The organism is Faecalibacterium sp. An192 (assembly GCF_002160175.1).
Lineage (GTDB): Bacteria > Bacillota > Clostridia > Oscillospirales > Ruminococcaceae > Faecalibacterium.
In genome coordinates this window covers 14,511-39,594 of sequence record NZ_NFKB01000023.1, presented here as the reverse complement: position 1 = coordinate 39,594, position 25,084 = coordinate 14,511, and the positions used below count along the sequence as shown (strand labels likewise).

17 protein-coding genes are annotated in these 25,084 nt (G+C 64.1%); 12 read left to right on the top strand and 5 right to left on the bottom strand.

Annotated elements, in window-relative coordinates; genetic code table 11:
- The first annotated feature begins 8 nt into the window (after positions 1-8).
- From lgt to B5F27_RS08505, 7 genes are all read left to right on the top strand, one after another.
- Positions 9-1,109, top strand: coding sequence for a prolipoprotein diacylglyceryl transferase (gene lgt / locus B5F27_RS08535; RefSeq protein WP_087366492.1), 1,101 nt, complete (start codon positions 9-11; stop codon positions 1,107-1,109).
- Between the two features lie 193 nt (positions 1,110-1,302).
- Positions 1,303-2,181 (top strand): PRD domain-containing protein, encoded by an 879-nt coding sequence (locus B5F27_RS08530; protein ID WP_242962135.1) that lies wholly within the window; start codon positions 1,303-1,305, stop codon positions 2,179-2,181.
- 81 nt (positions 2,182-2,262) lie between these two features.
- Positions 2,263-3,654: a family 1 glycosylhydrolase gene (locus tag B5F27_RS17415; RefSeq protein WP_087366489.1), complete on the top strand. Its 1,392-nt coding sequence runs from the start codon at positions 2,263-2,265 to the stop codon at positions 3,652-3,654.
- 276 nt (positions 3,655-3,930) lie between these two features.
- On the top strand, positions 3,931-4,242 hold the full coding sequence (gene rplU, locus B5F27_RS08520) for a 50S ribosomal protein L21 (RefSeq protein ID WP_164488780.1): 312 nt from the start codon (positions 3,931-3,933) through the stop codon (positions 4,240-4,242).
- Positions 4,243-4,256: 14 nt separating this feature from the next.
- Positions 4,257-4,508, top strand: coding sequence for a 50S ribosomal protein L27 (gene rpmA / locus B5F27_RS08515; protein WP_087245369.1), 252 nt, complete (start codon positions 4,257-4,259; stop codon positions 4,506-4,508).
- Between the two features lie 170 nt (positions 4,509-4,678).
- On the top strand, positions 4,679-5,962 hold the full coding sequence (gene obgE, locus B5F27_RS08510; protein ID WP_087245371.1) for a GTPase ObgE: 1,284 nt from the start codon (positions 4,679-4,681) through the stop codon (positions 5,960-5,962).
- 15 nt (positions 5,963-5,977) lie between these two features.
- Entirely contained in the window at positions 5,978-6,394 is a 417-nt protein-coding gene (locus B5F27_RS08505) for a ribonuclease III domain-containing protein (protein ID WP_087245373.1), read from the top strand.
- A 161-nt stretch (positions 6,395-6,555) separates the two neighbouring features.
- On the opposite strand, the gene B5F27_RS08500 is transcribed toward B5F27_RS08505, so the two are convergent.
- Positions 6,556-6,747: a hypothetical protein gene (locus B5F27_RS08500; RefSeq protein WP_087245375.1), complete on the bottom strand. Its 192-nt coding sequence runs from the start codon at positions 6,745-6,747 to the stop codon at positions 6,556-6,558.
- Between the two features lie 136 nt (positions 6,748-6,883).
- Between B5F27_RS08500 and B5F27_RS08495 the strand changes: the two genes are divergently transcribed.
- The 3 genes from B5F27_RS08495 to B5F27_RS08485 all read left to right on the top strand — a co-directional run bounded on the left by B5F27_RS08495 (position 6,884) and on the right by B5F27_RS08485 (position 11,358).
- Positions 6,884-8,362 (top strand): RsmF rRNA methyltransferase first C-terminal domain-containing protein, encoded by a 1,479-nt coding sequence (locus B5F27_RS08495; protein WP_087366486.1) that lies wholly within the window; start codon positions 6,884-6,886, stop codon positions 8,360-8,362.
- A 168-nt stretch (positions 8,363-8,530) separates the two neighbouring features.
- Positions 8,531-9,268, top strand: a complete 738-nt coding sequence (locus B5F27_RS08490; protein WP_087245379.1) for a YebC/PmpR family DNA-binding transcriptional regulator — start codon at positions 8,531-8,533, stop codon at positions 9,266-9,268.
- A gap of 401 nt (positions 9,269-9,669) precedes the next feature.
- Positions 9,670-11,358 (top strand): PASTA domain-containing protein, encoded by a 1,689-nt coding sequence (locus B5F27_RS08485; protein WP_087366482.1) that lies wholly within the window; start codon positions 9,670-9,672, stop codon positions 11,356-11,358.
- Between the two features lie 327 nt (positions 11,359-11,685).
- Here B5F27_RS08485 and B5F27_RS08480 read toward each other — a convergent pair whose 3' ends face one another.
- Positions 11,686-13,170 (bottom strand): glutamate synthase subunit beta, encoded by a 1,485-nt coding sequence (locus B5F27_RS08480; RefSeq protein ID WP_087366479.1) that lies wholly within the window; start codon positions 13,168-13,170, stop codon positions 11,686-11,688.
- A gap of 15 nt (positions 13,171-13,185) precedes the next feature.
- Positions 13,186-17,715, bottom strand: a complete 4,530-nt coding sequence (gene gltB, locus B5F27_RS08475; RefSeq protein ID WP_087366476.1) for a glutamate synthase large subunit — start codon at positions 17,713-17,715, stop codon at positions 13,186-13,188.
- A 504-nt stretch (positions 17,716-18,219) separates the two neighbouring features.
- On the opposite strand from gltB, the gene B5F27_RS08470 reads away from it, so the two are divergent.
- Positions 18,220-19,593 carry an AAA family ATPase gene (locus tag B5F27_RS08470; RefSeq protein ID WP_087366473.1) on the top strand — a complete coding sequence of 458 codons (1,374 nt, stop codon included), beginning with the start codon at positions 18,220-18,222 and terminating at the stop codon, positions 19,591-19,593.
- A 559-nt stretch (positions 19,594-20,152) separates the two neighbouring features.
- On the opposite strand, the gene gdhA is transcribed toward B5F27_RS08470, so the two are convergent.
- Complete coding sequence (gene gdhA / locus B5F27_RS08465; RefSeq protein WP_087366466.1) at positions 20,153-21,505, bottom strand: NADP-specific glutamate dehydrogenase; 1,353 nt, start codon at positions 21,503-21,505, stop codon at positions 20,153-20,155.
- A gap of 386 nt (positions 21,506-21,891) precedes the next feature.
- Positions 21,892-22,719: an Mrp/NBP35 family ATP-binding protein gene (locus B5F27_RS08460; protein WP_087366464.1), complete on the bottom strand. Its 828-nt coding sequence runs from the start codon at positions 22,717-22,719 to the stop codon at positions 21,892-21,894.
- A gap of 726 nt (positions 22,720-23,445) precedes the next feature.
- Here B5F27_RS08460 and B5F27_RS08455 point away from each other — a divergent pair.
- Entirely contained in the window at positions 23,446-25,014 is a 1,569-nt protein-coding gene (locus tag B5F27_RS08455) for a polysaccharide biosynthesis C-terminal domain-containing protein (protein ID WP_087366461.1), read from the top strand.
- The last annotated feature ends 70 nt before the right edge of the window (positions 25,015-25,084 follow it).

Genomic DNA, 25,084 nt, shown 5'->3' with positions numbered 1-25,084 from the left:
ACGTAATTATGACAAATCTTGTGACCTTTCCCGGGCTGGGCCTCAGCTTTGAGATCAGCCGGGTCGCCTTCACCATCGGGGGCGTGAACATCTACTGGTACGGCGTGGTCATCGCTGTGGGCCTTGTGCTGGCTATGATCTTTGCTATGCGCCACTGCACCGAGTTCGGCATCGACGGCGATTCCATGGTGGACGTCCTGGTGGTGGGCGTGGTGCTGGGCATCCTGTCCGCCCGTGCCTACTATGTGGCCATGGCCCCCTTCAAGTACCAATCCATCCGGGAGATCCTGTCCCTCCGGGACGGCGGTCTGGCCATCTATGGCGGCATCATCGGGGCGGTGGTCTTTGGCGGCCTGGCCTGCAAATGGCGCAAGGTGCCGGTGCTGCCCATGTTTGACCTGACCGGCATGGGCTTCCTCATCGGCCAGTGCCTGGGCCGCTGGGGCAACTTCTTCAACCAGGAGGCTTTCGGCTGCAACACCACCCTGCCCTGGGGCATGTACAGCGCCGCCACCGAGGCCTATCTGCGGGGCAGCACCGTGACGGTGCCCGCCGGCGTCACCATCGATCCCACCATGCCGGTCCACCCCACCTTCCTGTATGAGAGCATCTGGTGCCTGGTGGGCTTTGTGGCGCTGCGGTTCTACATGAAAAAACGCCGTTTCAACGGCGATATCGCCCTGCTGTATGCCATCTGGTACGGCCTGGGCCGGTTCTGGATCGAGGGCCTGCGGACCGACAGCCTGCTGCTGGTGCCCTCCATGGGCCTGCGTGCGTCCCAGCTGGTGGCGGCCATCGCTGTGGTGGGCGGCATCATCGCCCAGGTGATCCTCCGCCGCAAGTACAAGGATCAGACCCTCATGGTGCATCTGGCCATCACGGCGGACAACCGCAAACTGCAGGCCCAGGTGGCCAAGAAGGAGGGCGTCGCCGTCAAGGACGTGGTCCTGCCGGTGGAGGAGGCTTATGCCGGCCTGTCCCGTGCAGAGTTTGCCGACCGCACCAAGACCTACAATGACCAGCTGAAGGAAATGCTGGAAGCCCGCCTGAAGGGCGAGCCCCAGCCCGACGCCCATACCGACGCGGACACCGGCGCCGACGGCCAGTAAGGCCCCGGCGGATGGTGCTCTCTCACAAAAAGCAGTCCGGTTTTTTGTGCTTTGTGCCGATGGACGGGAAAATGCGATTGTGATAGAATAAGAAAGAAATCAAGGCGTTACTCCCCGGAGGCGCTACTTGTACATCTGCCCTTAGAGAGGGTAGGTGTATGTTGTAGTCGCTTCAGGGGATTTTTTTATTGGTTTGAGCGGTGCCCGCGTGACCGGGCTGGCCGGGGAGGAAAGTGGTTCCGACGTGCGCATCATCAAAAAGATCAACAACAACGCAGCGCTGGGGCTGGATGGCAGCGGCACCGAAGTGGTGGTGCTGGGCAAGGGGATCGGCTTTGCCGACATGCCCTACGAACTGACCGATTATTCCAAGATACAGCGTACTTTTTACGATATGGACCCCCGCTATGTCCAGATGGCGGCCGGCATCCCGGACGCGGTGCTGGAGGCCAGCGCCGACATTGCCGAGCTGGCCGAGATGGAGCTGGAGTGCGAGCTGAACCCCAATTTGCCCTTCACGCTGGCGGACCATCTGAACTTTGCACAGGAGCGTCTGCGCAGCGGCACCGTCCTGTCCACGCCGCTGTCCTACGACGTGCGGCACCTGTACCCCAAAGAGGCCGCCCTGGGCCGCAGGGCCCTGGACATCATGGAAGCCTATACCGGCACCCGCCTGCCCGACTGTGAGGCGGTGAGCGTGGCCCTCCACCTCATCAACGCCGAGAACGAGTCGGGGGATATCCATTCCACCATGCTGGCCCTCAAGATCACCGAGGACGTGGACGCCATCATTGAGAAGGAGCTGCACATCCGGCTGGACAAGGACAGCTTTCAGTATTCCCGGTTCGCCATGCACCTGCGCTACCTGATCCAGCGGCTGATGAGCGGCCGCCAGGTGGAGGACCAGGCCGTGGGCCTGCTGGGCCAGATGCGGCGGGAATACCCCCAGATTTATGTCTGCGCTAAAGCGGTGGTGGAGTATTTCGCCTCCGCCTGGAGTTGGCAGTGCAACGACGAAGAACTTTTGTACCTGATGCTGCACATCTACCGCGTGCAGCAGAAAGGGGACTGACAGGCCCTGCCTGTCCCGCAATCAGAATGGACCGGTCTATGGCGCGCGTGGCCCGGTGCAGATAAAAAGGAGAGATCAACCGTGAATCAGGAGCAGTTTTTGCAGCAGGTATACCCGTACATCGGCGGCCAGGCCAACGTGGGCCGTTGGCAGGCCAGCGGAGACAAGCTGTATATCACCGTCAAGGACCGCAGCATGGTGGATCTCGCATCGGTACGCGGGGTGCCCGGCGTGGCGGCGGCAGAACTGGGCCGCAGCCGCCTGAGCATCACGGTACAACCAGACTCTCAGGAGGAATTGTACATGGCTAAAAAAGGAAACTACGACGAGCTGGCCAAAAAGATCATCGCCCTGGTGGGCGGTGAGGCCAACATCGCCAACGTCACCCACTGCATCACCCGCCTGCGCTTCAATCTGAAGGACGAGAGCAAGGCCGACACCGAGGCCATCCGCAGCACCCCGGGCGTGGTGGGCGTCACCTCGGCCAACGGCCAGTATCAGGTCATCATCGGCGCCGAGGTCACCCAGGTGTATGAGAAAGTGGCGGCCCAGCTCCACAATCTGGAGGGCGGCTCCGCCGCTCCCGCCAAGCAGGAGGGCTCCTTCGTCAGCCGCCTGATTGACACCATCACCGGCATCTTCACCCCCATCCTGCCCCCGCTGACCGCCGCCGGCATGCTGAAGGCCGTTCTGGCCATCCTGGTGGCCTTCAAGCTGGTGGACAGCGCCTCCAGCACCTACCAGGTCATCAACTTCATGGCCGACGCCACCTTCTACTTCCTGCCCATCCTGCTGGCCAACTCGGCCGCCAAAAAGCTGGGCTGCAACCCCTACCTGGCCATGATGCTGGGCGGCATCCTCATCCACCCCAACTTTGTCAGCATGGTCACCGCCTCCAAGGAGACCGGTGACGCCATCACCGTCTTTGGCCTGCCCATCTACAACGCCACCTACTCCTCCTCGGTCATTCCCATCCTGCTGGGCGTGCTGCTGATGTCCAAGGTGGAGCCTCTGGCCAACAAGTTTGCACCCAAGGCGGTCCGCTTCTTCACCGCACCTCTGATCACCATGCTGGTGGTGGGCATCGCCACCCTGTGCGTCCTGGGCCCCATCGGCTACGTGATCTCCAACATCCTGGCCTCCGCCATCAACGGCCTGGGCGCCAACGACACCCTGGTGCCGGACGGCAAGGGCGGCTTCACGGTGGAGGACGACTACCGCATCAAGTATATGAACGACCACCTGGTCCAGGTCAGCGAGGCGCTGCACGACGGGGTGGACGTGATGGGCTATACCGCCTGGGGCTGCATCGACCTGATTTCCTGCTCCACCGCCGAGATCAAAAAGCGCTACGGCATGATCTACGTGGACCTGAACAGCGACGGCACCGGCACCCTGGCCCGCTGGCGCAAAAAGAGCTTTGACTGGTACAAGGAAGTCATCGCCACCAATGGCGAGAGCCTGAAAGTCTGAGCCTCTGCATGACACTCTGAAGACGGCCGCCCGGGTGGAGATTCCACAGGGCGGCCGTTTTTGACTGGGAAACCCCGGGCCCGGCGGCCGGCCGGGACGGCTCCCCGCCGAAACCACGCTGCAAGGCGAAAAGATTCGCCGGAAAATCCGAAAAACCCCTTGCAATGCCCCCGATTTTCTGGTATACTATATCAGCCGCTTGGCGTGGGCGCCCAAAATGGCCCGGATGCGGGCCTGCCTTGACAGCCAGCGAGTACACAGAAAAGGATGAAACACATGTACGCAATCATTGTTACCGGCGGTAAGCAGTACCGCGTGGAGCAGGGCGACATCGTCTACATTGAAAAGCTGGACGTTGAGGCTGACTCCGAAGTGAAGTTCGATCAGGTCCTCGCTGTGGGCGAGGAAGGCTCGGTGAAGGTGGGCGCTCCCGTCGTGGAGGGTGCTTCGGTCACTGCCAAGGTCATCAAGAATGGCAAGGGCAAAAAGCTGAACATCATCACCTATCGTCCCAAGAAGCACAGTGCTCGCCGCATGGGCCATCGTCAGCCCTACACCAAGGTTGAGATCACTGCGATCAACGGCTAAGGAGGAAGTATACAATGGCACACAAGAAAGGCGTAGGCAGCACCAAGAACGGCCGCGACTCCATGGCCCAGCGTCTGGGCGTGAAGCGTGCCGATGGGCAGAAGGTTCTGGCTGGCAACATCCTGGTCCGGCAGCGCGGCACCCACATTCAGCCGGGTGAGAACGTTGGCAAGGGCAGCGATGACACCCTGTTCGCTCTGGTGGACGGCACCGTCCGTTTTGAGCGCGTGGGCAAGTCCGGCAAGAAGTGCAGCGTCAAGCAGTAACTTCCCAAGGACCTGACAAACTGCAGATCGAAGAGCCGGACCGTTTGGCCCGGCTCTTTTATGTGTAAGAGAGTTTGGATGACGCCCCGGATGCAGGGGAATGCTGAGAGCAGAATCTCCGCAGCCCGGGCGCCGGCCCGCTCACCTGCGGCAGAATAAAGGAGAAACACATGGCAGCACAGACAAATTTCATTGATATCGCCACCATCTGGCTCCACGCGGGCAAGGGCGGCGACGGGGCGGTCAGCTTCCACCGGGAAAAGTTCGTGGCGGCGGGCGGCCCCGACGGCGGCGACGGCGGCCGCGGCGGCGACATCATCTTTGTGGTGGACGATCACCTGACCACCCTGATGGATTTCCGCTATAAGCGCAAGTACACCGCTCAGGAGGGCGGCCCGGGCCGGGGCAGCAACTGCCACGGCGCCAACGCCCCCGACCTCATCATCAAGGTGCCCATGGGCACCGTCATCAAGGACACCGCCAGCGGCCTGGTCATTGCCGACCTGTCCACCCACGACCCCGTGGTGGTGGCCAAGGGCGGCCGGGGCGGCTATGGCAACGCCCATTTCGCCACCCCCACCCGCCAGGTGCCCAAGTTCGCCAAGCCCGGCATGCCCGGCGAGGACATCCAGGTCACCCTGGAGCTGAAGCTGATCGCCGACGTGGGCCTGATCGGCTTCCCCAACGTGGGCAAGTCCACCCTGATTTCCACCATCAGCGCCGCCCGGCCCAAGATCGCCAACTACCACTTTACCACCCTGGTGCCCACGCTGGGCGTGGTGTCGGTGGGTGAGGGCGCCAGCTTTGTCTGCGCCGACATCCCCGGCCTGATCGAGGGCGCCAGCGAGGGCGTGGGCCTGGGCCACGATTTCCTGCGCCATGTGGAGCGGTGCCGTCTGCTGCTCCATGTGGTGGACGTCTCGGGCAGCGAGTGCCGGGACCCCATGGACGACTTTGAGAAGATCAACCAGGAGCTGGAGCGGTTCAGCCCGGCCCTGGCCCAGCGGCCCCAGATTGTGGTGGGCAACAAGTGCGACCTGGCCACCGAGGAACAGATCGAGGCCTTCCGCCAGTATGTGGAGGCCAAGGGTCTGACCTTTGTGCCCATCTCGGCGGCCACCATGCAGGGGGTCAAGGCCCTGCCCGGCCTGGTGTACAACCGTCTGAAGGATATCCCGCCGGTGCCGGTCTTTGCGACCGAGTACAAAAAGCCGGAGGTCAAGCCCGACGACCGCAGCTTCACCATCACCCGGCTGGAGGCCCACCGCTGGTCCATCGACGCTCCCTGGCTGGAGCGGATTCTGGCCGGCAGCAACGTGGACGACTACGAGAGCCTGCAGTTCTTCCAGCGGCAGCTGGGGGAGAGCGGCATCCTGGACGCCCTGGTGGACAAGGGCGTGGAGGAAAACGACACCATCCTCATCGGCGATTATCAGTTCGACTATATCTTCTAACCGGAGGGCAGCGCCATGGACAAGACACCCGCGGAAAAGATCGACCTGCGTGAGATCAGCCCCCTGGCCCTGGCCTTTGTGGGGGACAGCGTGCTGGAACTGCTGGTGCGCCGGCGGCTGGTGGAATATCACCGGCTGGCTCCCGGCCGCCTGAACGCCGAAAAGATCAAATATGTATCCGCCCGGGCCCAGTTCCGGGAGGAGCAGCTGCTGGAGCCTCTGTTCACCACGGAGGAGCTGGAGATGTTCAAGCGGGGCCGCAACGCCAGCCGCGCCGCCGTCTCCAAGCACGCCACACCCCAGGAATACCGGGCCTCCACCGGCTTTGAGTGTTTGCTGGGCTGGCTGTACCTCCAGGGGAACACCGCCCGCATCGGCGAGCTGTTCGAGGCGCTGTGGGCGGGGTATGACCCCGCCGCGCCCGGCAGCTGACCCTGACCCCCAGAGGGCCCGCCATCCCGACGGAAAAAGCCCGCTGCTTCCCGCACGGGAATCCGTGAAGGGGAGGCAGCGGGCTTTTCAGGTGTGTGAAAGGTCAGGGAAGGGAAGATGCGCCCGGAAACGGGTTACGCTCCCGGACCAAAGCCGGGGAATCAGCGGCAGTTCTTGCTGCTGGTCTTGGTGGACTTGGCGTTCTGTGCGCCCTCGTCGTCAGCGCCCTTGGTGTACTGGTTGGGGTGCTTGTGCTCGTTGGTGGAGCTGGTGGTGCGGCTGTTGGACGCACGGTTGCTGTGGGTGCTGGACTGGGCGCCGGACTGCTTGACGTTGTTGCTGCGATTTTCCATGATTTGATTGCTCCTTTCGGATTGTGGTCAGGTTGTGGTCGCATTTCCTGCGGGGACGGCTGCCCCCGCTGGTCATAGTTTGGCCGTTTGCGACGGCTTTATACATCTGCCGCAAGGGCACAAGGGGGAGATTTTCTTGCCGACCGAATACTTTGAACAGCGGGAGCGGGCTTTGTTGGGTTCCCGCTATGAGGAGCTGTACGCCCCGCCGGCGGCTCAGGCCGCCCGGGGGGTTACCGTCTCGCCGCTGCGGATGTCCCCGGCGGATTTCGCAGCCGGGGCCGGCTTTGCCGTGACGCCTTCCCCCTTCTGCGGGGCGGGGTTCCTGGTGCAGGAAGAGGACTTCAAGCCGGGGCGGCACCCCTGGCACCATGCGGGGGTATTCTATTCCCAGGAGCCCTCAGCCTCGTCGGCGGCCCCCCTGCTGGGGGTCCGGCCGGGGATGCGGGTGCTGGATCTGTGCGCCGCGCCGGGAGGCAAAACCAGCCAGCTGGCCGCCGCCCTGGCGGGGGAGGGCCTGCTGATCGCCAACGAATACGTGGCCGCCCGGGCCGAAATCCTCAAGAGCAACCTGGAACGGATGGGAGTGGCCAACGCAGTGGTTCTGAACGAGAGCCCCGAGCGGATTGCGGCGGCCCTGCCCGAGTTCTTCGACCGGATTCTGGTGGACGCCCCCTGCTCGGGGGAGGGAATGTTCCGCAAGGAGCCCGCCGCCCTGGCCCAGCATTCGGAGGCCCTGGTGGCCCAGTGCGCCGCCCTGGGCTCCTCCATTCTGGACAGTGCCGCGGCAGCTCTGGCCCCCGGCGGCGAGATCGTCTACTCCACCTGCACCTTTGCCCCCGAGGAGGACGAGGGCCAGGTGGCGGCCTTTCTGGCCCGGCACCCGGAATTTGCCCTGGCCGACGTGATGGAACGGGCTTTTGCGCCCTTCGGCAGCCCGGGCGAGGAAAACCGCACCGGCGGCCTGCCTCTGGATGTGAGCCTGGTCCGCCGGATCTGGCCCTGCCAGGGGGGCGAAGGGCATTTTATGGCCCGTCTGGTGAAGGCGGGGACCACCGATCCCGCCCAGCGGGCTGCCGAGGAGGCGGTGTGGCTGGCCCGGCTCCAGAAGCCCCAGCCCGACCGCAAATCCTCCGCCCCCAAAGGGAAAAACCGCACCCCTGCGGGCCGCAATCCCCGGGGCGGAAAGCCGGAACCCGTCCCGGCAGGGCAGATGCTGGCGGCGTGGAAGGATTTTGCCGCCCAGTTTTTCCCCGCCCTGGCGGATAAGCCCGCCGTGGTGCTGGGAGAATCGGTGCTGCTGCCCCCGGTCTGCCCGGCCCTGGGCCTGCATATCCTGCGGGCAGGGGTGCTGGCCGGCACCGTCCAGAAGGGGCGGTTTGTGCCGGGACATCACCTGTTCACCGCCTTCGGCAAAGAGTGCGTCAATACAGAGGCCCTGACCCGCAGCGATCCCCGCTGCCGGGCCTACCTGCTGGGGCAGGAGATCGAGGCCGCATCGGCCAAAGACGGCTGGTGCTGCGTGACGGTGGACGGCTGCCCCCTGGGCGGCGGCAAGGTGTCGGGGGGACGGGTGAAAAACCACTATCCCAAGGCCCTGCGGCTGCTGGGCTGAGGCGGCGGCCAAACTGGCGCTTGAAGAAAGAACCAGTTTGTGCTAAAATTGATAAGAAAGTCTGATGAAAGATACCTTCAGGACTTCACCAGAGGGAAAGGACACGCCGCGCCGGGTCGGCTGGCATCGGGGCGGCACGTGAAAGATACAGCTAGGAGGCTCAATCCCATGTCAGGACACAGCAAATGGAACAACATCAAGCGCAAGAAGGAAAAGACCGACGGCGCCCGCGCCAAAGTCTTTACCAAGATCGGCCGCGAGATCAGCGTCGCGGTCCGCAACGGCGGCCCTGACCCCGCCTCGAACGGCAAGCTGGCCGACCTGATCAGCAAGGCCAAGCGGATGAATGTTCCCAACGATAATATCCAGCGCATCATCAAGAAGGCCGAGGGCGGCGACAAGACCGAGTACGAAGCCATCAACTACGAGGGCTACGGCCCCGGCGGCGTGGCCGTCATGGTGGAAACCCTGACCGACAACCGCAACCGTACCGCTGCCGACCTGCGCCACTATTTTGATAAAAATGGCGGCAATCTGGGCACACTGGGCTGTGTGGGCTTCCTGTTCACCCAGAAGGGCGTCATTGACATCTCGCTGGAGGACAAGGACGCCGACGAGGCCATGATGGACGCTCTGGACGCCGGCGCCGAGGACTTCGACGCAGGCGAGGACGCCGCCGAGATCACCACCGATCCCGACAGCTTCTCGGCCGTGTGCAACGCACTGGAGGCCAAGGGCTATGAGTTCATCTCGGCCGACCTGGCCATGGTGCCCATGACCACCACCCGGCTGACCGACCCCGATCAGCTCAAGCTGATGGGCAAGCTGCTGGATGCTCTGGAGGAGGACGACGACGTCCAGAACGTCTGGCACAGCCTGGAGAACGAAGAGGACCTGCCGGAATAATCCGCACACACAAGCCGGGCCGTGGCTTTGGCCCGGATGAAGCGTGTCTGTGACACGCTCCAGGGGGAACCCATTTCTGCCTGTCTGCGCAGGTCAGAAATTCCTTCCCCCTGGTATATCCCTCTTGCGCTTAGCCGATTTTTGCAGCGCGCCGTAGCGGCGCTTGCAAAAACGGAGCGCTGCGCCAGCGGCGGCTCCCTGATTCATCCACTGGATGCGGTTGCCGCCGCTGCCCAGGGGACAAAATTGCCCGCAGAACCGCGCACTCGCCCTGATGGGCTCGCACACTCTCTGCGGGCAATTTCCCTGTATGTGTCCAGACCGTACGCACTTGTCGTCCGGTCTGGACTTTTTCTACAGGTTGATAAATCAACACAAACCACCGGAGAGGGGGAGCGCAGATGGAACCGCAGAAGATCCTTTGCCCGTACTGCCGGGCCGAACTGACCGAGGGGGCCGCCAGCTGTCCCCATTGCCGGCGGAGCTTTGCCGGGCGGAATCCGGCGGGGGCCCTGCCGGTGGGCACTTTGCTGGCGGGCCGGTACACGGTGGGGGAGATGCTGAGCATCGACGGCGAAGGCATTCTCTACCGCGGCGTGGAAAACCGGGGCCGGTTCCGGGTGACCATCAAGGAATACCTGCCCATCACCCTGTCGGCGGAGCGGGGCAGCGACTGTCAGCTGCGGGCCAAGCCCGGCAGCGAGGTGCTGCTCAAGACCACCCGAATGGATTTCGCCGACCTGTACCGGTCCATCCAGCGGATCACCCCGGCCACCGGCCTGGAGGCGGTGCTGGATGTGGTGGAGGCCAACAACACCGTCTATGCCGTTCTGGAAAACCCCGGCGGCGTGCCGCTGGACCAGTGGCTGGACAAGCAGCGCCGCACCATCACCCCCGAGGAGGCCTGCGCCATGCTGCAGCCGGTGTTCAATGGGGTGGCAGCCATGCATCAGGTGGGGCTGGTTCACCGGGGCATCTGCCCTGAGAACATCCGGGTGCTGGACAATGGCCGGGCCCGGCTGACCGGCTACGCCACCATCGGCCTGCGGACGGCAGGCAGCGGCCTGCACGGCCAGCTGTACGAGGGATATTCGGCCCCGGAACAGTATTCGGCTGTGGAGTTTGAGGGCCGCTACACCGACGTGTACAGCCTGTCGGCGGTGCTGTACCGGATGGTGTGCGGCCAGAGCCCGGTGCCGGCTGCCCAGCGGATGGTCACCGACTCCAACCCCAAAGCCCGCACCGTCAACCCGGCGGTGCCGCCCTATGTATCGGAAGCACTGGCCCTGGGCCTGCAGCTGGACCCGGCCCGCCGGATTCAGACGGTGCCCCAGCTGAGCCGGGCCCTGTCCTCGCCGTCGGCGGCAGAGGAGGAAGCCCGCACCGTCCATGCGGCCGGACGCCGCAAGGCGCGGGAGAAAAAGCAGAAGCCCGCCCTGACCCTGACGGCCATCCTGACCGGCATTTTGGTTCTGCTGGCGGTGCTGACCCTGCTGACGCTGTGGAGCCTGTTGGGCCGCAGCCAGCCTCCCGCCGACCAGACGGCCCCCTCCGAGTCCACCAGCGCACCCAGCGTCGTGACGGTGAACTACGTCCCCAACTTTGTGGGGATGAGCTATTCCCAGATTCAGAACAACCGGGAATACACCGGCATCTATCTGTTCTACGTCACCGAAGAATACAGCGACAGCGCCCCGGCGGGCACCGTCCTGACCCAGGATCCCGCCCCCGGCACCGCCATCACCGAAGGGGAAAACTCCACCATCCGCCTGGTCATCAGCAAGGGCCCCCAGATGGTGGAAATGCCAAATACCATCGGTTTCACCCAGGAGGGAGCCATCCGGGAACTGGAAAGCCGGGGCCTGGTGCCCAGCTGCTTCATGGTAGTGAACGACGGGTCGTATGCGTCGGGCTGCGTGGTGGCCTGCAGCGTGGAGCCGGGCACCATGGTGGAGGCAGGCAGCACCATTGTGGTGTATATTGCCGCCGATCGGGATGTCCAGATCACCACTACCCCCGATACCGTCCCGGATCCGGGCGGCGCCCTGACCGAGGAGGACATCGACACCAGCGGCGTGGATACCGACTGAGACGCCGGGAAACCGCCGCATTCCAAGCATAAACAAACAACCCCCGCCTCTTTTTGAGAAGCGGGGGTTTTGTTATTGTTTTTTCAGGGCGTACCGGGTGAAGAAAGCGGGCTATCCGAAATCTTGGACTCACTGGGCCGCAGACCGGGAGCCTTCTAAAGCGGCTGACAATCCTTGACCTGTAAAATCAGGTTTTGAGTCCGTTTACATCGCACCGCGCCGCAGGCGCAAACGCAACGAGCGAGCCGGGGCGTATATGTCCCGCGGAACCTTCGGAGACCCGCCAACTTGATGGTACACAGTGAAAAGTCTTTTGCCTACTTTTCTTCAGAAAAGTAGGTTGGTGTAGCCCATGAGGTACTGGTCCACCTGGGCGGCGCAGTCGCGGCCTTCACGCAGGGCCCAGACCACCAGACTCTGGCCCCGGCGCATGTCGCCGCAGGCAAAGATTTTGTCCGCGCTGGTTCGGTAATCGGGTGCGTCGGCACAGCCCCGGGCGTTCAGATTCACCCCGAAAGCCTCAGCCCCATAAGGCTCGCAGCCCACAAAACCCGCCGCAATCAGCGCCAGCTGACACTCGTAGGTAAAGGTTTCCCCGGTGGGCACCATCGACGTGCGCCCCGTCTCCGGGTCCCGCTCGGGCCGCAGCCGGGCAATGACCGCCCCGCACAGCTTGCCTTCCTCGTCGGTCAGGAACTCCTGAACTGTGGTCTGGTAGGCCCGGGGATCTTTGCCCAGCCGGGCCAGACTCTCCACCTGACCGTAATCCGTCTTCTTCACCCGGGGCCATTCGGGCCAGGGATTGGATGCGGTGCGCTGGGCGGGGGGCTCCGGCATCATCTCCAGGGCCAGCAGGTCGGTGCAGCCCTGGCGCAGGGCGGTGCCCTGGCAGTCGTTGCCGGTGTCGCCGCCGCCAATCACCAGAACGTTTTTCCCCGCCGCCGAAATGGCTTTGCCGTCCGACAGGTCCGAGTCCAGCAGACTCCGGGTGACGCTGGTCAGGTAATCCACCGCAAAGCAGACCCCCTGGGCATCCCGGCCCGGAACGTTCAGGTCCCGGGGCCGCTTGGCCCCGCAGCAGAGCACCACTGCGTCGTAGTGGGCCGCCACCTCGGCGGCGTCCACCGTATGGCCCACATCCATCCCGGTGAGGAACTCGATCCCCTCCGCCTGCATGATCCGGATGCGCCGTTCGATGACCTCTTTCTCCAGCTTCATGTTGGGGATGCCGTACATCAGCAGGCCGCCGGGCCGGTCCTCCCGCTCGTAGACGGTGACGCTGTGGCCCCGCCGGTTCAGGTATTCCGCTACCGCCAGGCCCGCCGGGCCGCTGCCGATCACCGCCACGCTCTTGCCGGTGCGGGCCGGAGGCGGGGCGGGCTTCATCCAGCCCTTGGCATAGCCGGTCTCGATGATGGCGTGCTCGTTCTCCCGCACGGTCACCGGACTGCCGGTGACGCTGCCGCAGGTGCAGGCCGCTTCACACAGGGCCGGGCAGACCCGGCTGGTGAACTCGGGGAACCGGTTGGTGGCCAGAAGCCGCCGCAGCGCCAGCTCCCATTTGCCCTGCCACACCAGCTCGTTCCACTCGGGAATCAGGTTGTGCAGGGGACATCCCGACGCCGCCGGGCCGATCATCAGCCCCGCCTGGCAGAAGGGGACCCCGCAGTCCATGCAGCGGCCCGCCTGGGTCTGCTGCTCCTCCCGGGAGAGGAAAGCGTGAAACTCATTGTAATGCTCCAGCCGCGCCAGGGGCTCGGCGTCGGCGCTGACTTTGCGCTCAAACTCCATAAATCCTGTGGTTTTGCCCATGATAGGTTCCCTCCCTCACTTGACTTTCTGCTGGGCGTAGAAGGCTTCGATCTGGGCCTGCTCGCCGTCCAGGCCGCGCTCCTCCATGGAGGCGATGATCCGAAGCATCCGGTCGTAATCGTAGGGCAGGACCTTCTTGAACTTGGGCAGGTAGTCGCTGAACTGATCCAGGATTTCCTGGCCCCGGGGGCTGCCGGTGGCCTCCACATGGGCCCGGATCAGCTCTTTCAGGGCGGCCACGTCGTGCTTGTGCTCCACCGGCTCCAGGCTGACTGTCTCCTTGTTGACCCGCTGGTAGAAGTCCCAGTTTTCGTCCAGAACGTAGGCGATGCCGCCGGTCATGCCGGCCGCAAAGTTCTTGCCGGTGGGGCCCAGGACCACCACCGTGCCGCCGGTCATATACTCACAGCCGTGGTCGCCCACACCTTCCACCACCGCCGTGGCTCCCGAATTGCGGACGCAGAACCGCTCGCCGGCCACGCCCGACAAAAACGCCGTGCCGCTGGTGGCGCCGTACAGAGCCACGTTGCCGGTGATGATGTTGTCCTCGGGACGGGACGCCATCCCCTCGGGGGGACGGACGATGATCTTGCCGCCCGACAGGCCTTTGCCCAGATAGTCGTTGCAGTCGCCGGTGAGGCGCAGGGTGAGGCCCTTGGGAATGAAGGCGCCGAAGCTCTGGCCGCCGGCCCCGGTGCACCGCACCGTAAAGGTATCGTCGGGCAGGGCGTTGCCGTATTTCCGGGTGATTTCGCTGCCAAAGATGGCGCCGAAAGCCCGGTCGGTGTTGGACACCGCTACATCCACCGTCTGGGGATTCTTGCTGTTCAGGCGGAACTTCTTCATCAGCACCCGCATGTCCAGGGTCTGTTCCAGGTGGAAGTCGTAGGCGTCGGCGGGCTGATAGTGCACGTTCAGGTTGTCGATGGCGGGGTTGTGGAGGATGGATTCCAGGTTCAGCTTGGCGGCCCGGCCGGCGGCGGGCTTCACCCGCAGCAGGTCGGTACGGCCCACCAGCTCGTCGATGGTGCGCACACCCAGCTTCGCCATATACTCCCGCAGCTCGGAGGCCACAAAGGTCAGGTAATGGATGATATACTCCGGCTTGCCCATGAAGTTCTTCCGCAGCTCGGGGTTCTGGGTGCAGATGCCCATGGGGCAGGTGTCCAGATTGCACACCCGCATCATGACGCAGCCCTCGGCCATCAGCAGGCTGGTGCCGAAGCCGAATTCCTCTGCGCCCAGCATGCAGCTGATGGCCACATCCCGGCCGCTCAGCAGCTTGGAGTCGCTCTCGATCCGCACCCGGGTCCGCAGGCCGTTGAGGATCAGGGTCTGATGGGTCTCGGCGATGCCCAGCTCCCAGGGCAGGCCCGCATTCTGGATGGAGGTGCGGGGGGCTGCGCCGGTGCCGCCGTCGTAGCCCGACACCAGAATCACCTGGGCGCCGCCCTTGGCCACGCCGGCGGCAATGGTGCCCACGCCCGCCTCACTGACCAGTTTTACGTTGATCCGGGCGTCCCGGTTGGCGTTCTTCAGGTCGTAGATCAGCTGGGCCAGGTCCTCAATGGAATAGATATCGTGGTGGGGCGGGGGAGAGATCAGCCCCACGCCGGTGGTGCTGTGGCGGGTGCGGGCAATCCAGGGATAGACCTTGCTGCCGGGCAGCTGGCCGCCCTCGCCGGGCTTGGCGCCCTGGGCCAGCTTGATCTGGATTTCCTCCGCAGACACCAGGTACTGGCTGGTGACGCCGAACCGGGCCGAGGCCACCTGCTTGATCTTGGAGTTGCTGGGGCTGTGGTACCGCTCGGGGGGCTCGCCGCCCTCGCCGGTGTTGCTGCGGGCCCCGATCTGGTTGAAGGCCAGGGCAATGGTCTCGTGGGCCTCGCTGCTGAGGGCGCCGTAGCTCATGGCCGCACCCTTGAACCGCTTGAGGATGGAGGACACCGGCTCCACCTCTTCCAGAGGGATGCCTCCCTCCTGGGGATAGGCGAACTCCAGCAGGCTGCGCAGGTGGACGCCGTTGTCGCCCATCTGGTCTACCGCCCGGGTGAACTGCTTGAAGGCATCGTAATCGTTCTCAAAGCAGGCCTTGCGGAACAGGTGGATGGTCTGGGGAGTGAACAGGTGATCTTCGCCCCCGGCGCGGTACTTGTGGTCGCCGCTGGAGGCCAGCTGCATATTGATGTCCAGCCCCAGGGGGTCGAAGGCGGCGGAATGCCGGGCCTCCACGTCGGCCTGGATCTCCTCCAGCCCAATGCCCCCCACACGGCTGACGGTGCCGGTGAAATACTTGTCGATGACCTCTTTGGAGATGCCCACCGCCTCGAAAATCTGGCTGCCCTGGTAGCTCTGGATGGTGGAAATGCCCATCTTGGAGGCAATCTTGACGATGCCGTTCAGGACGGCGTTGTCGTAGTCCTGCACCGCGGCATAAAAATCCTTGTTCAGCAGGCCGTCCCCGATCAGCTGGCCGATGGCCTCATGGGCCAGGTAGGGGTTGACGGCGCAGGCGCCGTAACCCAGCAGGGCCGCAAAGTGATGGACTTCCCGGGGCTCGGCGCTCTCCAGAATCAGGGCCAGGGCGGTGCTCTTTTTGGTGCGGACCAGGTACTGGCTCACCGCCGACACCGCCAGCAGGCTGGGAATGGCCACATGGTATTCGTCGATGTCCCGGTCGGACAGGATGATGATGTTGGCCCCGTCCTTATAGGCCCGGTCCACCTCCAGGAACACCCGGTCGATGGCTTTTTCCAGGCTGGTGTTCTTGTAGTAGTTGATGGAGACGGTGGCTACCTTGAACCCCGGCACGTTCATGGCCTGGATTTTCAGCAGGTCGGTCTCGCTGAGAATGGGGTTGTGGACCTTGAGCACCTTGCAGTTTTCGGGCCGGTCCTCCAGCAGGTTGCCGTGGGCCCCGATATAGACGCTGGTGGAAGTGACCACCTTTTCCCGGATGGCGTCGATGGGCGGATTGGTGACCTGGGCGAACATCTGCTTGAAATAGCTGAACAGGGGCGGGTGACGGCTGCTGAGCACCGCCAGGGGGGTGTCGGCTCCCATGGCGCCGCTGGGCTCCGCGCCCTGGCGGGCCATGGGCAGAAGCAGCTCGTGAATCTGCTCGTAGCTGTAGCCAAAGGCCTTTTCCAGCCGGGTGAGCTGGTCGGGGGTGTAGGAGGGAACCTTCCGGTTGGGAATTTTCAGGCTGCTCAGCTGCACCAGGCACCGGTCAATCCACTCGCCGTAGGGCTCCCGGGCGGCATAGGCTTCTTTCAGCTGCTCGTCGTCCACCACTTCGCCCTTGACCGTGTCCACCAGCAGCATCTTGCCGGGGCGCAGCCGGTCTTTCACCAGGACGTTCTCGGGCGGGCAGTCCAGAACCCCCACCTCCGAGGACAAAATCACCCGTCCGTCCCGGGTGATGGTGTAGCGGCTGGGCCGCAGGCCGTTGCGGTCCAGAACCGCACCCACCACGTCGCCGTCCGAGAACAGGATGGCTGCCGGGCCGTCCCAGGGCTCCAGCATGGTGGCGTAATACTGATAAAACGCCCGCTTTTTGGGGCTGATGTTCTGGTTGTTCTCCCAGGGCTCGGGAATGGTAATCATCACCGCCAGGGGCAGGTCCATCCCGTTCATCACCAGGAATTCCAGGGTGTTGTCCAGCATGGCCGAGTCGGAGCCGGCGGTGTTGACGATGGGGAGAATCTTGTTCATGTCCTCCTGCAGGATGGGGGAGGAGATGGACTCCTCCCGGGCCAGCATGGCGTCGGTGTTGCCCTTGATGGTGTTGATCTCGCCGTTGTGGAGGATGAACCGGTTGGGGTGGGCCCGCATCCAGCTGGGGGTGGTGTTGGTGGAAAAGCGGCTGTGGACCATGCCGATGGCGGATTCATAGTCCTCGTCCTGCAAATCCAGGTAGAACTGCCGCAGCTGGTGGACCAGGAACATCCCCTTGTACACGATGGTGCGGCTGGACAGGCTGGCCACATAGGTGCCGCTGGAAGCCTGCTCAAACACCCGCCGCAGCACATACAGCCGGCGGTCAAAGTCGATGCCCTTGCTGACCTTGGCCGGCTTCTTGATGAAGCACTGCCAGATGGAGGGCATGCAGTCCCGGGCCTTCTGGCCCACGGCGTCGGGGGCTACCGGCACCCCGCGCCAGGCCAGAAACTCCAGCCCTTCCTTCCGGGCCACCACCTCGAACAGTTTCATGGCCCGGGCCCGCAGGTGTTCGTCCTGGGGGAAGAAAAACATACCTACACCGTATTCCCGCTCGCCGCCGATGTCGATGTTGAGCCGGTCGGCGACCTTGGAGAAAAAGCGGTGGCTGATCTGGAGCAGAATGCCCACGCCGTCGCCGGTTTTGCCCTCGGCGTCCTTGCCGGCGCGGTGCTCCAGGTGTTCCACGATGGTCAGCGCGTCGCTGACGGTCTGGTGGGTTTTGCGGCCATGGATGTCCACCACGGCCCCGATGCCGCAGGCATCGTGCTCGAACCGGGGGTCATACAGGCCGGCAGGCGCTGTGCGTTCGGTCAAATGATCCATTTCCTTTCCCATCCTTCTATCGTATCTGAAATGGCAGGCCGCCGGGGCACCATCCCCGGCCGGCGGGAAAAACAAAAAAGGCGTTTCCGACAGGCATAGCGTGCCCGCCGGAAACACCTTTGTTTCCCTGGATCTATTATACAGCGTATTGAAATAGTTTCAAGTGACGGATGCAACAAACAACACACCACCCCGCCCGCGGATTTTCTGCGAAAACCACAAGAGAGACGGATGGAACCGGCGGCCCGTTCACAATTTGTTCATGTGTCACTCTCACCACTCCCACCACTCTCACCACTTTCACCACTCCCACCGGGGGACGCAGCATCCTGTGGGAAAAGCGCCAGAAAACCGCGGCCCAAAGGACACACTGGCCGCCGGAGGGGGCGGGGTGTAGACTGGATGCGGAAAGGGGAGAGCATCCCCGGTCAAACGAAAGGAGAGATGATCGATGAATCACGCCCATACCGCGCCCGCCCGGAGCCGAAAGGCAGGTGAGGACGCATGATGGAGGAGGACCGCTTTCTGGAGGAGCTGATGAAGCTGACCCGGGCCGAGGTGCTGAGCAGCCGGGCTTTTGCCCTGTGCTGGGACTGTCCCGACCAGGGCACCCGTGCCGACCGCACCCATGCGCTGCAGCTGCGGGCCACCAACCCTATGGATTCCAGCCCGCTGCCGGGGTGGGGGCTGGCCCTGGAACGGTTCCAGGAGGCCCGGGCCAACGCCTGGGAGGCCTACAAGGCCGACAAGGAGGGCTTTCTGGAACAGGCGCTGTCGGGCGGGCTGTGGGAATCGGCGGCGGTGCTCACCGCCCGGACCCTGCCCGCCATCCACTATGTGGTGGAGGGCCTGCTGCCCCAGGGGCTCACCATATTGGCATCGCCCCCCAAGTACGGCAAGAGCTGGCTGATGCTGGACCTATGCGTCCAGACCGCCCGGGGCGGCCAGCTGCTGGGACGCCGGTGCAGCCGGTCCAGCTGTCTGTATCTGGCTCTGGAGGACAGCCCCCGGCGGCTGCAGGACCGTCTGTGCAAGCTGCTGGCAGGCCAGCCCTGCCCGCCGGGGTTCTATTACCAGACCAGCTCCCCCGGCATCGGGGAGGGGCTGCTGGCCAACATCGAACTGTTTGCCCAGCGGCATCCCGACTGCAGGCTGGTGGTGATCGACACCCTGCAGAAGGTGCGCACCAACGCCGACCGCACCGCCGGCGGGGCCTATGCGGCGGACTACAGGGACGCCGGCGCGCTGAAAGAGCTGGCCGACCGGCTGGGGCTGTGTCTGGTGCTGGTGCACCATCTGCGAAAGATGGAGGATACCTCCGATCCCTTTAACCGGATCGCCGGCACCAACGGCCTGTCGGGCGCGGCGGACACCAATATCGTGCTGGCCCGGGCCAGCCGCCAGGACGCCGAGACCGCCTTTCACCTGACCGGCCGGGACGTGGAAGAGCAGCACCTGGCCATCCGATTCAATAAGGAGCGGTTCCGGTGGGAGGTGATGGGGGATGCCGCCGACCTGGAAACCCAGCGCCTGGCCGCAGCCTATGAGGAGAACCTATGGGTGCAGACCATACGGCGCGGGGTGGACCAGGCCCCCGACCACCGGTGGCAGGCCACGGCCGTGGGCCTGATGAAGGGATGTGCGGCCCTGTACGGCCGGTGTCCCGCCGATACGCCCCAGGCGGCAGGCCGCCAGCTGGAAGCACTGTTCCCCCTGCTGCTGGAACGGGACTGCATCCAACATACCAGCCGGTACAGCAGCGGCTCTCGGGTGCATATCTTCCGCCGTCTGTCGGAGGAGGAGGCCCTCTTTGGCCCATCCGCCGGTGGAAGTGGTGAGAGTGGTGGGAGTGGTGAGAGTGGTGAGAGTGGCACATGAACAAATTGTGAACGGGCCTCGTCCCACTCTCGTCCTGCGGCAGCAAAAGACGCAGTGAACCACCGCCCGCCGCTCCGATTGCGGAGCCCGTGAGTGAGCCGACACCAACAGAAAACCCCCGCCCAGATAAGTAGGGCAGGGGTTGAGGTATTTTATAGGCTTTCAGGGCGTACCAAACGAAGAAACCAGGCTACGCGAAACTTTGCATCGTACCGCGCCGCAGGCGCAAACGCCGGGGGCGAGCGGGGGCGTAACGGCCCCGCGGAACCTTCGGAGACCCGGAAAGTGTATGGTACACAGTGAAGTCCTCTTGCGCTTAGCCAATTTTCCCAGCGGGCGACGGTGCGCCCTTGTGAAAATTGGAGCACTGCGCCACTCACGGCTCCCTATTTCGTCCGCAGGACGCGGTCGCCGTTCGTGCCTCTTGCGCTTAGCCAATTTTCTCTGCGGGCATGAATGCCCTTGCGAAAATTGGAGCGCTGCGCCAGCGGCGGCTCCCTGTTTCATCCACCGGATGCGGTCGCCGCCGCTGCCAAGCTTTTTCTCGAAAAAGCGGGGATTAGTAGGTGATGCCCTGGGCCAGCATGGCGGTGGCCACCTTCAGGAAGCCGGCGCAGTTGGCGCCCACCATCAGGTTGCCCTCGGCGCCCACCTCGACGGAAGCGTCGTAGCTGGCGTGGAAGATGCCCTCCATGATGCCCTTCAGCTTGGCGTCCACTTCCTCGAAGCTCCAGCTCAGGCGCTCGCTGTTCTGGCTCATCTCCAGGCCGGAAGTAGCCACGCCGCCGGCGTTGGTGGCCTTGGCGGGTCCGTACAGGACGCCGTTGGCCAGGTAGACCTCGATGGCCTCGGGGGTGCTGGGCATGTTGGCGCCCTCGCACACCACGGTGCAGCCGTTCTTCACCAGGATCTCAGCCGAAGCCTTGTTGATCTCGTTCTGGGTGGCGCAGGGCAGGGCGATGTCGCAGGGGGTCTCCCAGATGCGGGTGCAGTCGGCCACGTAGGTGGCGCCGGGATGGGTCTCGGCGTACTCCTTGATGCGGCCGCGGCGGACCTCCTTCAGATCCTTGACGTAATCCAGGTCGATGCCGTTGGGGTCGTAGACATAGCCGTTGGAGTCGCTCATGGTGACCACCTTGCCGCCCAGCTGGGTGGCCTTCTCGCAGGCATAGATGGCCACGTTGCCCGAGCCGGAGATGACAACGGTCTTGCCCTCGAAGCTGTCGTTGCGCATGCACTTGAGGGCCTCGGCGGTGAAGTAGCACAGGCCGTAGCCGGTGGCCTCGGTGCGGACCAGGGAGCCGCCGAAGGTCAGGCCCTTGCCGGTGAGCATGCCGCCCTGGAAGCTGTTGGTCAGACGCTTGTACTGGCCGAACATGTAGCCCACCTCGCGGCCGCCCACGCCGATGTCGCCGGCGGGGCAGTCCACAAACTGGCCGATGTGGCGGTACAGCTCGGTCATGAAGCTCTGGCAGAAGCGCATGACTTCCATGTCGCTCTTGCCCTTGGGATCAAAGTCGGAGCCGCCCTTGCCGCCGCCCATGGGCAGGGTGGTGAGGCTGTTCTTGAAGATCTGCTCAAAGCCCAGGAATTTCAGGATGCTCTGGTTGACCGACGGATGGAACCGCAGGCCGCCCTTGTAGGGGCCGATGGCGCTGTTGAACTGGACGCGGTAGCCGCGGTTGACCTGGACCTTGCCCTGGTCGTCCACCCAGGGCACACGGAAGGTGATGATCCGCTCGGGCTCCACCAGCCGCTCAATGAGGCCGGCCTTCTCATATTCGGGGTGCTTTTCCACCAGGGGCTGGATGCTCTCCAGCACCTCGGCCACAGCCTGCAGGAACTCAGGCTCGTGGGCGTTGCGCTGAGCCAGACCGTCGTAAACACGCTTGAGGTATTCGTTTGTCAGCATAACAGAAACTCCTTTCCCTACTGAGGCCGGCGGCAGGGCCGCGGGCCGCTCTATACCAGATGCCAGACCCCGGCCGCTCCAACCGGCGGCGGAAGATGCGGGGGAAAAGCCGGTTCCCTCTTTGCAGCGGGGGTGCTTTATTATTATAAAGCATTCAGGAAAAATTTTCAATAGAAGCGGGGTGATAAAATTTAAAAAAACAGAATAAAACCTCAAACCGCTTCAGAAAACCAAAAATAAAACCGAAAAAGCAAGCTTTGCTTCCGATCGTAAAGCGAATGGGGGCAAACAAAAACGTCCGGGCCGGGCGCAGCGCACCCACAGCCCGGACCAAGCCGGAAACACAGCGCCCTGACCCGCAGCGGGGGCAGAGCGAAAAAACAGGGTTACAGCAGGGCCTGGACGGCGTCGGCAGCGCCTTCGAGGAACTCGCCGCCGTAGGCCTCCACCCGGCCCTCGTCGGCCAGAGCGGCCAGAGAGGGGTCAATGGGCATCTTGGCCAGGACCTTCAGGCCGTACTTGGCGGCAATCTGCTCCACGTGGCTCTCGCCGAACAGGGAGATGTGCTTGCCGCAGTCGGGGCAGACCAGATAGCTCATGTTCTCGATGATGCCCAGGATGGGGACATTCATCTTCTGGGCCATGTTGACGGCCTTGGCCACAATCATGCTGACCAGTTCCTGGGGGCTGGCCACCACCACGATGCCGTCCACCGGCAGGCTCTGGAACACGGTCAGGGGAACGTCGCCGGTTCCCGGAGGCATATCCACAAAGAGGAAGTCCACGTCCTTCCAGACCACATCGGTCCAGAACTGCTTGACAGCGCCGGCGATGACGGGGCCGCGCCAGACCACGGGGTCCTCTTCGTTTTCCACCAGCAGGTTGATGCTCATGACATCAATGCCCATCCGGCTCTGGATGGGCCAGCAGCCCTGGTTGTCGGCCATGGCGCGGCCATGGATGCCGAACAGCTTGGGGATGGACGGGCCGGTGATGTCGGCGTCCAGGATGCCGCAGTGATAGCCGCGGCGGCGCATGGCGCAGGCCAGCAGGGCGCTGGTCATGCTCTTGCCAACGCCGCCCTTGCCGGACACCACGCCGATCACCTTTTTGACGCTGCTGTGGGGGTTGGGTGCTTCATGCTGGGGGGCCTGCTGCCGGGACGGGCAGTCTGCCCCACAGCTGGAACAATCATGGGTGCATTCTTCGCTCATTCTCTCCTGCGCCCGCCGGTGAAAGCGGGCGTACCTCCTGTTTGATCATAATAATGCCAGGGGCGCGGGCCCCCGTTTGGCTTGCCTACCTATGATAGCACAAAACGCCGCCAAGTACAAGGATTCACTGTGTACCATACACTTTCCGGGTCTCCGAAGGTTCCGCGGGGCCGTTACGCCCCCGCTCGCCCCCGGCGTTTGCGCCTGCGGCGCGGTACGATGCAAAGTTTCGCATAGCCTGCTTTTCTCACCCGGTACGCCCTGAAAACCCATAAAACACAATACCCCCTGCCCAGCCCAAACAGGAAATCTATATTTTATAGGAAAACAGACTGGACAAAACCCCGGACTCACCGGGCCGCAGGCCGGGAGCCTTCTACAAAACCCCGGACTCACCGGGCCGCAGGCCGGGAGCCTTCTACAAAACCCCGGACTCACCGGGCCGCAGGCCGGGAGCCTTCTAAAGAGGTGAAAAACTGATCGCCGGCAGGGCCTTATGAAGCCCACAGCAGTCAGCGGTACCAGATGAATCCTCTTGCGCTTAGCCGTTTTTTGCGGCGCGCCACGGCGGGCGCTTTCAAAAAACGGAGCGCGGCGCCAACGGCGGCTCCCTGTTTCGTCCACTGGACGCGGTCGCCGCCGTTGCCTTTGCCTACTTTTCTTCCAGAAAAGTAGGGATAGCGTAGTCATCGTCCGCATATCCTGTCAGGAAGGGAGGGGGTCGCTGTGCGGCAGAGCTATCTGAAAAATGCCGCCCTGCTCACCGTGTCGGACGTAGGGCTGCGGCTGGCGGGCATGGGCCTGCGGATTTACCTGGCAAACGCCCTGGGGGGCGAGGGGATGGGCCTGTATCAGCTGGTGCTGGCGGTGTACTCCCTGTTTGTCACGCTGGCCACATCGGGGGTGTCGGTGGCTTCCACCCGCCTGATGGCCGAGGAACTGACCGGTTCCCCGGCCCGGGCCAAGGGAATGCTGCTGCGGCTGTGCGGTATGGCGGCGGCCCTGGGCGGGGCCGCCATGGGCGCCCAGTGGATTCTGGCAGAGCCGGCGGCCCGGTGGTGGCTGGGCGACGCCCGGGCGGCGGCGGCCCTGCGGGCAGGGGCCTTCGGGATGCCCTTTATGGCGGTGGCGGCGGTGCTGCGGGGCTTTTTCGTGGCGCGGCAGCAGGTGGGGCCCAACGTGGCCAGCCAGGCTGCTGAACAGCTGTTCCGGATGGGGGTGATGGTGGCGGCTCTGGAACTGACCCAGGGCCAGGACGTGGGAGCCCGCTGCGCCTGGGTGATGGCGGCCACCGCCGGCGGCGAAATGGTGTCGGCGGGCCTGATGGCCCTCTTTGCCCGGCGGGAAGGAACGGCGGCCTTTGGCCATGACCGCAGCCGGGCCCCGCTCCACGCCGGACGGCGGATCTGGGAGATTTTGTGGCCGGTGCAGGGGGGACGGTGCCTGTCCAGCGCCCTCCATACCGCCGAAAACATGCTGGCCCCTGCCTGCCTGACCGCCTATCTGGGCGGACAGCGGAGCGTGGCGGTGACCCAGTACGGCTGTCTGAAAGGAATGGCCCTGCCTCTGATGAACTTTCCCTTTGGCCTGCTGGGCAGCCTGGGGGTGCTGCTGATGCCCGAGATCACCCGGGCCCATATCCGGGCCGACCGGGTGCGTCTGGAAGCGCTGCTGCGGCGGATGCTGCGCCTCACCATGTATGTGTCGGCGTTGGTGGGAGCGGTGTTCTGGGTGTGGGGCCGCCCTCTGACCGAGGCCCTCTATGGCAGCGCCGAGCCCGGGGGCTATCTGGAAATCCTGGCCCCCGCCATGCCTCTGCTGTACCTGGAAAGCATGGTGGACGGGGCCATGAAGGGGATCGGAGAACAAAAAGCCGTGTTCCGCTACAGCGTGTGGGACTCCATTTTGCGGATTGCGGGGGTGATGGTGCTGCTGCCCCGGTGGGGGATGAAGGGCTTTCTGTTTGTCATCCTGCTGTCCAGCCTGTTCACCTGTGTGTCCAATACCCTCCACCTGGTGAAAGCAGCTTCCATCCGGCCCGATTGGCTGGGATGGCTGGCGGGCCCGGCCTTTGCGGCGGGCCTGGCTGGTCTGGCAGGCTGGGGGGTGCGCCAGGGCCTGACGGCCTGGCTGGCCGGGGGCCGGGTGACCCAGCTGGCGGCGGTGTGCGCCGGCGCTGCGGTCATGACGGCGGTGTGTCTGGGGGCGGGCTGGCCCCTGGGCCTTTCGGAGGAGGTGAAAGCCATCTGGGAAAGCCGCCGCCAAAAACCAAAAGTTCTGGACACCGGCCTGTGAACGGAGTATAATATAGGATGTGTATCTGCGCGGGGACAGCGGCTGTTTGGTCCTGCGCGGGCCGAAATCA